11 protein-coding genes are annotated in these 13,137 nt (G+C 45.6%); all 11 read left to right on the forward strand.

Translation table 11 applies throughout. The annotated features are described in order from the left end of the window. The first annotated feature begins 176 nt into the window (after positions 1–176). Positions 177–1,247, forward strand: coding sequence for an NADH-quinone oxidoreductase subunit NuoH (gene nuoH / locus NAF17_RS11675; protein WP_252758165.1), 1,071 nt, complete (start codon positions 177–179; stop codon positions 1,245–1,247). A 56-nt stretch (positions 1,248–1,303) separates the two neighbouring features. Next, entirely contained in the window at positions 1,304–1,894 is a 591-nt protein-coding gene (locus NAF17_RS11680) for a NuoI/complex I 23 kDa subunit family protein (protein WP_252758166.1), read from the forward strand. Next, the gene (locus NAF17_RS11685; RefSeq protein WP_252758167.1) at positions 1,891–2,442 is read left to right on the forward strand and encodes an NADH-quinone oxidoreductase subunit J family protein; all 552 of its coding nucleotides are present in this window, start codon (positions 1,891–1,893) and stop codon (positions 2,440–2,442) included. Before NAF17_RS11680 ends, NAF17_RS11685 begins: the two co-directional genes overlap by 4 nt. Continuing rightward, the gene (nuoK, locus tag NAF17_RS11690) at positions 2,439–2,744 is read left to right on the forward strand and encodes an NADH-quinone oxidoreductase subunit NuoK (RefSeq protein WP_252758168.1); all 306 of its coding nucleotides are present in this window, start codon (positions 2,439–2,441) and stop codon (positions 2,742–2,744) included. Before NAF17_RS11685 ends, nuoK begins: the two co-directional genes overlap by 4 nt. 3 nt (positions 2,745–2,747) lie before the next feature. Next, a complete protein-coding gene (locus tag NAF17_RS11695; RefSeq protein WP_252758169.1) occupies positions 2,748–3,299 on the forward strand; it encodes a TonB-dependent receptor plug domain-containing protein in 552 nt (183 codons plus the stop codon). 1 nt (position 3,300) lies between these two features. Continuing rightward, a complete protein-coding gene (locus NAF17_RS11700; protein WP_252758170.1) occupies positions 3,301–4,185 on the forward strand; it encodes a hypothetical protein in 885 nt (294 codons plus the stop codon). A gap of 161 nt (positions 4,186–4,346) precedes the next feature. Further along, the gene (locus NAF17_RS11705) at positions 4,347–6,410 is read left to right on the forward strand and encodes an NADH-quinone oxidoreductase subunit 5 family protein (RefSeq protein ID WP_252758171.1); all 2,064 of its coding nucleotides are present in this window, start codon (positions 4,347–4,349) and stop codon (positions 6,408–6,410) included. Next, on the forward strand, positions 6,410–8,014 hold the full coding sequence (locus tag NAF17_RS11710; protein ID WP_252758172.1) for a complex I subunit 4 family protein: 1,605 nt from the start codon (positions 6,410–6,412) through the stop codon (positions 8,012–8,014). Before NAF17_RS11705 ends, NAF17_RS11710 begins: the two co-directional genes overlap by 1 nt. A gap of 72 nt (positions 8,015–8,086) precedes the next feature. Then, positions 8,087–9,988 carry a mucoidy inhibitor MuiA family protein gene (locus NAF17_RS11715; protein WP_252758173.1) on the forward strand — a complete coding sequence of 634 codons (1,902 nt, stop codon included), beginning with the start codon at positions 8,087–8,089 and terminating at the stop codon, positions 9,986–9,988. 5 nt (positions 9,989–9,993) lie between these two features. Continuing rightward, entirely contained in the window at positions 9,994–11,508 is a 1,515-nt protein-coding gene (locus tag NAF17_RS11720) for an NADH-quinone oxidoreductase subunit N (protein ID WP_252758174.1), read from the forward strand. Positions 11,509–11,583: 75 nt separating this feature from the next. Beyond that, positions 11,584–12,891 carry an ammonium transporter gene (locus NAF17_RS11725; protein ID WP_252758175.1) on the forward strand — a complete coding sequence of 436 codons (1,308 nt, stop codon included), beginning with the start codon at positions 11,584–11,586 and terminating at the stop codon, positions 12,889–12,891. Positions 12,892–13,137: the final 246 nt, after the last annotated feature.

The raw sequence follows: 13,137 nt of genomic DNA on the forward strand, positions 1-13,137 counted from the left end.
CGGACCGGGCCGCTGGCAACGGCCATTTTAGATAATAGTGATTTGTGAACAGAGATTACTTATTTACCATAGTGAAACCACATCGGTGCAATCCAATCGCGCAACGCAAAAAACAACTACCAAAACAGTCAACTATCCTTAGCATTTATTAAGTTTGCAACCCAAAGCAATCGCCCTTGAATTATTACCTTACATATTTTATTGTAGCAGCAGGTTTATTTGCTTTTGTGGGCCTGTTTACCATGTTTGGCGTATATGCCGAGCGTAAGGTAAGCGCCTTTATCCAAAACCGCCTTGGCCCTACAGAAACGGGCAAATACGGTTCCCTGCAGGTACTGGCAGATATGATGAAGATGGTGCAAAAGGAGCTTATTATCCCGGCAGCGGCCGATAAGATCTTGTTCCTGGCCGCACCCGTTATTATTTTTATTGGGGTGTACCTTGCCTTTGCCGCTTTGCCCTGGGGGCCGGGATTGATCCCTGCTAACATCAATATTGGGCTTTACTACATTTTCGCTATTATCTCTATCGAAACCCTGGGCATACTAATGGCCGGTTGGGGATCGAACAATAAATATTCAATACTGGGGGCAATGCGCTCTGCCGCGCAAATCATTTCTTACGAGATTCCTGCGGGTTTCGCGCTCATCTCTGTTGTGATGATAGCGCAGACTCTTAACCTGCAGGATATAGCCATGCAGCAGGGTATCCTATCGGCAGACAAGGCGAAGTTCTTTGGCTTTTGGGATGTATCGCAAATTGGGGGCATCCTGTCGTGGAACATCTTCCAGGCGCCTCATTTGATGGTGGCCTTTGTGATCTACTTCATCGCATCGTTGGCAGAGAGTAACCGCGCACCGTTCGATATTCCCGAGGCGGATTCGGAATTGGTAGCAGGTTTCCACACCGAGTTTACGGGGTTGCAATTCGCGCTGGTGTTTTTGGCCGAGTACTCCATGATGTTTTTGGTATCGATGGTAGGCGTAATATTATTTTTAGGCGCATGGAATACGCCTTTACCAAACATAGGTTCGCTACATTTGGCAACGTGGACAACCGGCGCGGGCTGGGGCATCATCTGGATCTTGATAAAGACCTTACTTTTAATAGGCGTACAGATGTGGATCCGCTGGACACTGCCCCGTTTACGGGTAGACCAGCTGATGAACCTGTGCTGGAAAGTATTAACCCCACTGGCTTTTGCCTGCATGCTAATATCGGGCGTATGGCGGCTATGGATTATGTGAGTTTGATTTACGATTTAGCTTTTAGAGTTTAGAATTTATTATTTATTATTTAGAATTTGCTACGAAGAGCGTTAAACGGTTTTACAACGGCATGGAAGGGGCTCTCTCTTACCATCAGGGCCTTATTTGCTTCAAATGCCAAAAGGCAGGTTACGACAATCGCCAACGATAATTACTTCCATCAGCAAAATAATACTAATACCATCCAGTACCCTAAGCAGGAACTGCCTGTGCCCGAGGTGGGCCGCTACCAGTTGGATGTGGAAATTGACGACTGTATCGTGTGCGACCTTTGCGCCAAAATTTGCCCGGTAAACTGTATCACCATCGAATCGATAAAATCGACCGAAGGCAGCATCGGCGAAACATCCGACGGGTCTAAAAAGTTGCTTTACGCCGCCCAGTTCGATATTGATATGGCCAAGTGCATGTATTGCGGCCTGTGTACTATTGTGTGCCCAACGGAGTGTATTGTAATGACCAACGAGTACGATAAAACCGTATTTGAACTGAAAGACCTGAACTACGAATTCTCGGACATGTCGCCCGAGTTTGCTGCCGAAAAGCGCGACCTGCTGGAACGCCAGACTGCCGAAAAGCAAGCCGCTAAATTAGCCGCCATGAAAGCAAGGGAGGGAGGGGTATGAGTTTAGTGCAGGCAATGTTTTACCTGATGGCGTTTGTAACCGTGGGCTCGGCCTTGGTTGTAGCCGCGGGGAAGAATTTGGTGCGCAGCATCTTTTTGTTTTTTGTTACCCTGTTTGGCCTGGCCGGGTTATACGTTTTAGCACTTGCCGATTTTGTAGCCGTTACCCAAATTGTAATTTACGTTGGCGGCATTTTGGTGCTGATACTGTTCGCTTTTATGCTTTCGGGCAAGGAGGCTTTGGCTACTGCAGAGCAACAGAAAACAAAATTCATCAGTCTGCATAATTTACCTGCATTTATATTGGCCGCTCTGTTTTTGGTGGTGATGTTAAATGTGGTTTTTAAAGCGGATATCAACAATCTACCTTGGATAAAAACGGCCATCGCTACAAAAAATGTGGTACCGGTAAACGGGACGGGTATTAACGACATTGGCGTAGGTTTGATGACACGCTACCTGCTGCCATTTGAGGTGATTTCGGTATTGCTGATGATAGCTTTGGTTGGCGCAGCGCATCTGTCCAGAAAGGAGCCGGTAGAAGCGTGATAGGCCTTAACGATTTTATGCTGGTGAGCGTGGTGTTGTTTTGCATCGGCCTATTCATCATCGTATCCAAAAAGAACGCGATTCAGATTTTGATAGGCATAGAGCTAATGCTGAACGCCGCCATATTAAACCTGGTAGCTTTTGGTAAATTCGATAAGACCAATAACGGGGGGCAGGTATTCGCGCTGTTTGCCATAGTTTTGGCTGCCGCTACAACTGCTGTTGCGCTGGCTATAATATTGAACGTTTACCGCCGATACAAAACCATCGATCCTGATAAAATTAACCAGTTAAAAGATTAAGATATGAAAAAACTACTTGTTGTTTTCTCGTTATTCTTGTCGGTAAGCGCTTTCGCGCAAACGCCGGATACTGCTAAAAAGGAGACTAAACTAAATTTAACTCACAATGGTTTGCCCCCTTTGGTAATGGTTAATGGGGTAAAATATATTGGTGATATTAATACCATCAACCCAAATGATATCGAAAAGATAAAGGTTTTAAAAACGCCATCGTCAACATCGTTATACGGTGCAGAGGGTTTAAACGGAGTTATTTTAATTACCACTAAAGAAGGTAAGGGAATTAACCTTTTAACTAAAGTAGCCATTGCGGCTAAAGCCGATTCTACCGCTGCAAAAGCGCTTTATATTATCGATGGTAATAAGGCAACCACTGAGGGTATGAAGGCTCTTAATTTTAATGATATTGACAATATATCGGTATTAAAAGATGCTTCATCTGTTGCCCTATATGGCGATACCGGTAAAAATGGCGTGGTGATCATCGTTACCGAGGCCTATAAAAAGCAACATTTTACCAGAAAAGCCGAAACCGAAAGACAAGGGAAAAACTAAAATGAAAAAACTGCTTTTAATATTGCTGATGCTGATCTCTGTTTGCGCTTTTGCGCAGCGGAAAAAGCATGCGACAAAAAAGAAGGCCAAGACTACCAAGCACACAAAAAAACGTTCGTCAAGGCACCGCTCAAGCGGGGGGGGAGCCCGTGTAGAGGAGCACGTGGAGGAAGAAGAAAGGGTAACCTATCCGTTCTTCTCGGTGGATAGCGTTACCAAGAAACTGGTGCTGAAAGACCCGCCCGAAGAACGCGACCGCCCGTTTGTAATGGTGAACGATAACGAATACCACGGCCGCCTGCAGGACCTGAAGCCTGAAAGTATTTTGGATGTATCCGTTATAAAACCGAAAGGCGCCAAAATGATGTACGGCCAAAAGGCTGCCGCGGGTGCGCTGATCGTGAAGACCAAACAAGCTTTGCCTGCCGATTTGCCAAGCACGCTATTGCCTTTGCCAAAGCAACAAGGAAACCAAAAAGCCTTTGTGCTGAATGAGGAGGCAACGTTTGGAAAAGTATCAGATATCGACCCGGAAACTATCCTGAAAATTGATACGCTGATCCAGCCGAAATTTGTAGGCGCTACTGTGAACGATACCACGGTGAACGTCACCACCAAAAAGTATGGCACCAAGCTATACCAATGGAAATTTGGTACGTTGTCTAAAGCCTATAAATTATACATCCGCTCGCGCAGAGGTAAAGATCTGGCTGTTACTTACGTGATGCCTGATGGTATTGAATTAACCGGCGAAGACAAACTGCAATTGTGGGAACTGGCCAGCAAAGCCGATATTAAAGCCGCCACCTTCACCGGCCCAAGCGGCCTTCGCAAGAAACGTAAACCGGCAAAGCTTATTATTGAACTAAACCAACCGGCAAATTAAGATGAAAGTAGGCCTTGGTAAATATTATGAGATAACTTTCCCACTTGAGAGGGGCAAGGGGTGTGTTAGTCGCGCGACTAACACACCCCTGCAACAACGCAGCCCAACACTCCCCTCTCAAGAGGGGAACAAAAAATACTTAATTTTATATTAGATATAATTTGAACCCAACCCTACCACAAACCGACGCGCAAACCGTAACCCTTGCTATTATAGCAGTGGTTTTGCCTTTTGCTGCCTTTTTGGTAAACTTTTTACTGTTAGGTAAAAGCAAGGTATCGGGCTGGGTATCTACATTAGCAATATTGGTAAGTACCGTACTTGCCGCTAATGTGTTCTTTAAAATTTGGGGCAGCCATACCATTCATGCGCAACAGGTTTGGTTTACCATTGGCGCTACTAAAGTACAGGCGGGGGTTTTGCTCAATAACCTTTCGGTATTGCTGTTGTTGCTGGTCCCGGTGATCGCCTTGCCGGTGCATATTTACTCCACCGCCTACATGGAGGATGATGACGGCTACAGCCGTTATTTCCGTTATTTAAGTCTGTTTTGTTTTAGCATGCTGGCTTTGGTGGTGGTAGATAACCTGATACTGCTTTACGCCTTTTGGGAGATGGTGGGCTTTTCATCCTACCTCTTAATAGGTTTCTGGTTCACGCGCGAGAGTGCCATCATCGCCAATAAAAAAGCCTTTATCATGAACAGGATAGGGGATATTGGCCTGCTCTCGGCAATTATTATCCTGTTCACCCAGTTCCATACGTTTGATCTGGAACAACTTTTTGCCGAAAAAGGCCTCATAGAAAATGCCATCATCGCCAATGGCGAATGGACGAGCACTTTAGGCAGTATCCCGGCAACCTGGCAATACGTTGCCTTCGGCGGGATCTTTTTGGCCGTGGCAGCAAAGTCGGCACAGTTCCCGTTACATACCTGGCTGCCCGATGCGATGGAGGGGCCAACCTCGGTTTCGGCATTGATCCACGCGGCAACCATGGTGGCGGCAGGGGTATTTTTGCTGGGCAGGTTTTACCCAATGTTTACGGGTACCGAGCTAACCATCCTGGCGGTTATTGGTTGTTTTACCGCGTTTATGGCCGCTACCATCGCCCTTACGCAAAACGACCTGAAACGGATTTTAGCATACTCCACCATATCGCAATTAGGTTTTATGGTAATGGCCATGGGGGTGGGTGCTTACGCCTCCTCGTTGTTCCATTTGGCTACTCACGCGTTCTTTAAATGTTTACTTTTTTTGGTTGCGGGTATTGTCATCCATCAAATGAAACAGATTAAGGACGATAACAACCTGGACACCGACCCGCAAAACATCCTGCATATGGGTGGCCTGCGCAAAAAATTACCACTAACGTTTATCGCAGCGTTAATTGGGGGCATCGCCTTGACCGGCTTGCCGCTCACCTCTGGCTACCTGTCAAAAGACGGCATCCTGATCCAGGCGTTTGACTGGAGCGATGATAAGGGAGGCTTACTAAAATTAATCCCATATTTTGCCCTTCTCACCAGCTGGTTAACGGCTTTTTACGTAGCAAGGCTTATTACCAAAGTTTTCTTTGGCGAGTTCCGCCTTCAAAAGATGAATCCGCATATCCGAATCCACATGGGCGATGGCGGCTGGCAATACAAACTGCCGTTGGTGTTTTTAGCGATCTGCTGTTTGTTCCCGGTGTTCTCATACAGCCCGGTGTTTTATGAAGATGCATGGTTGTACAAAGGATTTTTGCTGACCAATATTTTTGTCCGCCAAAACCTTTTCCATGTCATCATTCCGTTAATTGTAGTGATTTTAAGCGTGGTGGTGATGTATGGCGCATATGTAATTTATGTAAAACGCAATACCTGGTCGTTCCCGCAAAAGGGGCTGCTGTATCGCATCTCATTTAACGAGTGGTATATCGACAGGTTCTACAACCGCGTCATCATACGTTTTGTAATGTGGCTGAGCAACGCCTTTTATTGGTTTGAGAAAAAAGTGGTGGATGGCTTTGTAAATTCACTCGAAAAAGTTGGATTAGCCATTGCGGGTATTGCCGCCTGGTTTGATAAAAACATTGTGGATGGCTTCCTGCATTTGGTTGCAGATGTAGTGCACGGCATTGGTAGTTTTGCCCGCCGTTTCCAAGGGGGTAAAATTCAATATTATTTATACAGCATGCTATTAGTGCTGATCACCGTATTTATTTTAAAACTGATCTGGACCTGATGAATATATTAACCCTGCTCATTTTTACCCCAATTTTGTTTGGCTTAGTTATTCTGCTGCTGCCATCATCACTGCGCGCGAGTTTTAAGTTCATTACGCTGGCGGCTACGTTTTTACAGTTGTGTTTCAGCATTTACATTTACCTGCACTTTCAGACAGGGGTGGCACACGCGGGCATCAACCACGAGGATCAGTTCCAGTTTGTTCAAAAACTCCCGTGGATCAGCCTCGATCTTGGTTCGATGGGCAAAATGCAGATAGAATATTTTGTGGGGATAGACGGTATTTCAGTAACGCTATTGGTGATGACCTCGCTGGTAATGGTGATAGCCGCCATTGCATCCTGGGAAATAAAAAGCAACCTGAAAGGTTTTTTTGCCCTGTTCCTGTTGCTGGATATGGCTGTAGTCGGCGTGTTCTGCGCGCTGGATTTCTTTTTGTTTTACACTTTTTACGAACTAATGCTGCTGCCATTATACTTTATGATAGGCATGTGGGGAGGCGCAAGGCGAGAGTACGCGTCTATTAAATTTTTCCTGTACACGCTGTTCGGTTCGGTGTTTATGTTGTTGGTGATGGTGGGTTTATACCTGTCGGTTAAAGATCCGGTTACGGGCAACCACACCTTCAATATCATCCACATGATGAACCCGGCAAATTATATCGATGGATCGGTATTCTCCTTACTCAGCAACGCTACCATTTTGGGCATGCCTGCGCGTACCGTTGGTTTTGTGGTGCTGTTTGTTGCCTTTGCTATTAAAGTGCCAGTAGTGCCCTTTCATACCTGGTTACCTGATGCCCACGTAGAGGCACCGACCCCGGTATCTATCATCCTTGCCGGCATCCTGCTAAAAATTGGCGGCTACGGTATTATCCGCATCTGTATAGGCATCTTCCCTGAGGTTGCTTTATCCGGCGCATTTTGGCTTGGCTTATTGGGAGTGATCTCCATATTATATGGCGCTTTTAACGCCCTTGCCCAGCGCGATCTGAAACGCATGATCGCCTATTCATCTGTATCGCACATGGGTTTTGTGCTTTTGGGCATCGCCTCCAATACAGCCGAGGGCATCAGCGGCGCTGTACTGCAAATGGTAAGCCACGGGTTTTTATCAACCATGCTGTTCTTCCTGGTAGGGGTGATCTATAATAGGGTACACGACAGAGATATCTATAATTTCCGCGGATTAGGTACATTGATGCCGCGGTATACCGTTTATGTGATGGTGGCATTTTTCGCTTCTTTAGGTCTGCCCGGTTTCTCGGCTTTTGTGGCCGAAGCATTTACGCTGGCTGGTGCTTTTAAATCACATTCGGTTAACGGCTTGTTGCCTTACTGGATGGCTATCTGCGGCTCAATAGGTATTTTGTTAAGCGCGGCCTATTTTCTGTGGACCTTGCAGCGCATGTTCTTCGGCGCCGTATCCCTAAAAGGTGGCGACGTTTGGAAGACAGCCCTAACCGATCTCAACTTCCGCGAAACGGCCACCTTGTTGCCGCTGGCTTTGATCGCATTGCTATTAGGCATCCTGCCATCGCTGGTGCTTGGCAAGGTGAACGATTCGGTACTGGCGTTGATCCAATTTATCCAGGCGAAATAAATTTTCATTTATTTCTACATCGGTTTATGGAAAACTTAAGGCTTGCGCATCATACAGATAAAATTAAATATCATGACTAAAAAGTTATTATTTATTGCCTGCCTGTTCATCAGCATTGCGCGTGTAGCAAACGCCGATGATTCCCAAAAGATCGTATCAAAGGTGCAAAAGGTTACCCTGTTTTTAAACGGGGCGCAAGTAACCCGCACATCGCCTGTAAACTTGGCTCCCGGCACATCCACTTTAGTGTTCGAAAATATTTCTCCTGGTATCGATGTGCAAAGCATCCAGGTACGTGCCGCCGGCGATTTTACCATCCTGTCGGTAAAGCACGAATTGAATTACTTGAACGAGCAAGCTAAACAAAAGCATGTAGATGAATTACAGACCCAGCAAAAGGCCCTGAATGACAAAATATCGCTCCTGAATTACGCTTTAACAATTAACCAGGAAGAATACAATATGCTGGTTAAAAACCAGGTGGTGAGCGGTCAAAACAGCAATTTGGATGTGCTTAAATTAAAGCAAGCGCTGGATTACCAGACCATCCGCCTCACCGAGATCAAAAAGAAAGAGCAAACTATTAACAACCAGGTTGCCGACCTGAATGTACAGCAACAACGCTTCGCCAAACAAATTAATGACGTATTGCGTGGCAGCAGCGCCGTAACCAGCAATATATTGGTGACGGTTTCATCAAAGGTGGCGGCGCAAGCGCAGTTTATGCTTACCTATCTGGTTAATAACGCCAACTGGTACCCAACTTACGATATCAGGGCCAAAAATGTGAACAGCCCGATCACCATTTCCTATAAAGCCAACGTGAGCCAGCAAAGCGGCGAGGACTGGAAAAATGTAAAGCTTACCCTATCGACAGGTAACCCAACCGTTAGCGGCAGTAAACCCGAACTATCGCCGTATTATTTAAATTATGGCATGTATTATTCAGGCCAGCAATCGGCAATTACCAAGGTAACGGGTAGGGTGTTTGGGCAGGACGATCGCCTGCCACTTCCCGGCGTAGCTATAAGGATTAAGGGGACGTCCATCGGTACACAAACCGATGCGGCAGGTAACTACTCGATACAGGTGCCCAACAGCAGCGCTATTTTAGAGTATAGCTTCATCGGTTACGAAAAAATGGAACGCACTGCAACGGTGCCGGTGTTAAACATTGGCCTGAAAGCATCTTCGCAGCAATTGAATGAAGTTGTGGTAACTGGATATTCATCTATAGAAGGCTATTTGCAAGGAAAAGCCGCTGGGGTAAATGTTCAGAGCTCGCCGGGATCTGCTGCGGAAATAAGGATCCGTGGTGCTGCCAGTATTCAATCCACCCCGATAGAAGTCCAGCAGGTAGAGAACCAAACCAACGTAGAGTTTAACATCGCTAACCCATACTCTGTTCCAAGTGACGGAAAACAATACCTGGTGGAGATAAATGAAGTAAACACCGATGCTACCTACCAATACTTTGTTGCGCCTAAGCTAAGCACCGATGTATTCCTGACCGCGCGCATCACCGACTGGAACAAATACAACTTTTTATCGGGCGAGGCCAACCTGTTTTTTGAGGGCACGTTTATTGGTAAATCGTTAATTGATACCCACGCCACTGCCGATACCTTAAATTTATCGTTAGGTACCGATAGAAATATTGTGGTAACCCGTACCTTGCAAAAAGATTTGACAGAGAAGCAAGGCTTCGGCTCCAACAAAAAAGAAACCCGCGACTGGCTCATAACCGTGAAGAACCGTAAGAACCAGCCCGTGAATTTATTGTTGGAAGACCAGGTGCCGGTATCGCAAAACTCGGCCATTGAGGTAGAAACGCAAGACGTAAGCGGTGCGCAGATGGATAAGCTTACCGGTAAATTATCGTGGAGCCAGAACCTGAAACCGCAGGAAGAGAAACAATTACATTTAAAATACCAGGTTAAATATCCAAAAAACCAGTTAGTTATAGTACAATAAAATAAATGAAGGATCTGTTACCCGAAGTTACCACCCAGTTAAACGAAGTATTACGCGGCCTGCGCTTTTTTGTGCCCGAGCTATATTTAACCGCCTTGTTTATTTTGGTGCTGGTAACAGATCTTTTATTTGGTAAACGTTCGGCAAAATTATGCCGCGCGGTAGCAACAGGGGGTATGATGATTGTGATCGTACAGGTCATCAGTCAAAAATTAAGCTTCAACGCAAATGATACCGCCCGGTTTTTTAGCGGCATGTTATTGCTGCATCATACCGGCATTGTATTTAAATTGATTATTGATGTGCTGGCGCTTGTCCTGCTCTTCTACTTTGCGTGGGATAAGAAACTGGCATCGCACAAAAAAGGGTTGTCGGACTTGTACACTATTGTCATCGGCTCGGTATTGGGCTTACATTTAATGACCATGGCGGTAAATTTTCTGTCCATTTATTTGGCTATCGAAATGGTTTCCATTGCATCGTACCTGTTGGCAGCCTACCGTACCGATAACGCCAAAAGCACCGAGGCGGGTTTGAAATATGTACTCTTCGGCGCGGCGGCGTCGGCAGTAATGCTGTATGGTATCTCGCTTGTCTATGCCTTCTGTGGTTCGCTTGATATTTTCTCGCGCGAGATGCAGGCGGGGCTGATCCAGGTAAATCCTGTAAGCGTTTCCTTCGCGCTAACATTGATATTATTGGGAATTGGGTTTAAACTTTCGCTGGTGCCGGCGCATTTTTATGTGCCCGATGTTTATGAGGGCGCGGCAACTCCGGTAACGGCCTACCTGTCTACCTTACCAAAAATAGCAGCCTTTGCCTTACTGATTAATTTTATCACACCATTCATCACCTCCAGCGGCATGTATATTAACTGGGCGGGGTTAAACTTCAGGCTGGTATTATCGGCAGTGGGTATCGCTACCATGGTGGTGGGTAATTTTGCAGCGGTTTGGCAAAATAGTGTAAAACGGATGCTGGCCTACTCTGGCATAGCGCATACCGGTTTTGCCTTGATGGCCGTGGTTACCTTTAGCGGGCAGGGGCTAACCGCATTAACTTATTACCTGCTGGTTTACGGCCTGGCAAATATTGCCGCGCTTATGCTGGCCAACTATTTTGAAAATAACGAGGGCATCACCAACATAAGTGATTATAAAGGCCTCGGCTTTAAATACCCGCTGGCATCTGTAGCATTTGTAATAATATTGATCTCCCTAACGGGGATTCCCATCAGCGCGGGATTTATAGGGAAGGTTGTGGTATTTTCGGCAATGTATGGCGTATACCAGCAAACGCATGATATCTGGCTGATGGGCATGCTGATAACCGGCGCGATTACTACCGTTGTTGGTTTGTTCTACTACATCAAGATCCCGTTGAACTTATTTTTAAAACGCGTTGAAATTACCCCGAACGAAAATTTGCAATCGCGTAACCTGGTGATTTTTTCATCTGTTGTTGCGTTATTGCTAATAATTTTTGGACTTATCCCCGATAAATTGATTAATTTATTGTAATTGTTTCATTTTTTATAAAATGTCTACTAAAATTGTATAAATTGAGCCCGTTTTAATAAATGGTTTTAATTTGATATGAAACGTTACTTTCCCTTTTTTGTAATTCTTGTTATTTTATCACTTACGTTTGTTTTTCCATCCGTAGAATACGATAAAAACGTAAAATCTAACTTTAATACCGGCGATATCGCCTGGATGTTAATGTCTACCGCCCTTGTTTTAATTATGACCCCCGGGCTTGCCTTTTTTTACGGCGGAATGGTGAATAAAAAGAATGTTATATCTACAATGCTGCAAAGTATTGTGTGTATGGTGATTATTACGGTGCTTTGGGGCATATTTGGCTTTAGTTTAGCCTTTGGCGATAGCATTGGCGGCGTAATTGGCAATCCATCTACCTTTTTTATGATGAAGGGCATGCTGGGCAACGCCAGCTGGAAAGCTGCGCCAACTATCCCGCTGTTATTATTTGCCATGTACCAGTTAAAATTCGCCATTATTACCCCGGCGCTAATAACAGGTGCTTTTGCAGAAAGGATTCGTTTTAACTCTTACATCATATTTTTGGTGCTGTTCAGCATCTTCATCTTCTCGCCATTGGCGCACGCCACCTGGCACCCGGATGGTGTGTTAGCCAAACTGGGCGTGCTGGATTTTGCAGGCGGTACGGTAGTACACATGTCGGCAGGTTGGGCGGCATTGGCCTCAGCCTTATTCCTAAAACGCCGTAACGAAGCTAACCACGCACCCGCGCGCATTACTTATGTAATGATAGGCACGGGTTTACTATGGTTCGGATGGTTTGGTTTTAACGCGGGCTCTGCATTTGGCGCAAACCATTTGGCGGTAACCGCATTGGCAACAAGCACTACAGCATCTGCCGCGGCCGGTGTTACCTGGATCTTTTTTGATATGCTGCGCGGCCGCAAGCCATCGGCCATGGGTACTTGTATAGGTGCAGTGGTGGGTTTGGTTGCCATAACCCCGGCAGCAGGTTTTGTAAGCGTTCCGCATTCGCTGGCCATCGGTATCATCTCTGCCGTGGTAAGTAACCTGGTTGTAGAATGGCGCACCCGTACCACTATCGATGATACGCTTGACGTATTTCCTTGCCATGGTGTGGGCGGTATGGTAGGTATGTTACTAACCGGCGTATTTGCCAACCACAACGTAAACCCAGCCAACGTAACCGGCGACGGGCTATTCTTTGGTCACACCCATTTGTTTTTCATTCAGCTATTCGCGCTGGTAGCTACTTCCATATTCTCGTTCTTCGGGTCGGTAATATTGTTAAAAGTTACCGACATGATCTCGCCATTGCGGGTTTCTAAAGAAGATGAAATTTTGGGATTGGATATCAGCCAGCACGGGGAGAAATTGTAAGGAAAAAAACTCAATCGGAAATTTTTATGCAAGGAGACGTTAAGTATCGCGTTTCTACAAAAATCGATAATGTAGAAACGCGATACTTCGCGTCTTTAAACATGCCGAAACTTTTGGTTCGTTTTTGTGGCTAAAACAAAGAAATGGCGTAGCTTTTTGAGTGCCAAAACAAAAATAAACACATTACAAAAAAATAAACATCCATAGGCTTATATACTTAGAATTGCCATTCCTAATAGAGCTTTA

The organism is Mucilaginibacter aurantiaciroseus (assembly GCF_024055595.1).
Lineage (GTDB): Bacteria > Bacteroidota > Bacteroidia > Sphingobacteriales > Sphingobacteriaceae > Mucilaginibacter > Mucilaginibacter aurantiaciroseus.

Coding starts and splice junctions, on each gene's coding strand:
- NAF17_RS11685 (WP_252758167.1), top strand. CDS start 1,891: ATGAGTTTAGTGCAGGCAATGTTTTACCTGATGGCGTTTGTAACCGTG.
- NAF17_RS11695 (WP_252758169.1), top strand. CDS start 2,748: ATGAAAAAACTACTTGTTGTTTTCTCGTTATTCTTGTCGGTAAGCGCT.
- NAF17_RS11700 (WP_252758170.1), top strand. CDS start 3,301: ATGAAAAAACTGCTTTTAATATTGCTGATGCTGATCTCTGTTTGCGCT.
- NAF17_RS11710 (WP_252758172.1), top strand. CDS start 6,410: ATGAATATATTAACCCTGCTCATTTTTACCCCAATTTTGTTTGGCTTA.
- NAF17_RS11715 (WP_252758173.1), top strand. CDS start 8,087: ATGACTAAAAAGTTATTATTTATTGCCTGCCTGTTCATCAGCATTGCG.
- NAF17_RS11720 (WP_252758174.1), top strand. CDS start 9,994: ATGAAGGATCTGTTACCCGAAGTTACCACCCAGTTAAACGAAGTATTA.
- NAF17_RS11725 (WP_252758175.1), top strand. CDS start 11,584: ATGAAACGTTACTTTCCCTTTTTTGTAATTCTTGTTATTTTATCACTT.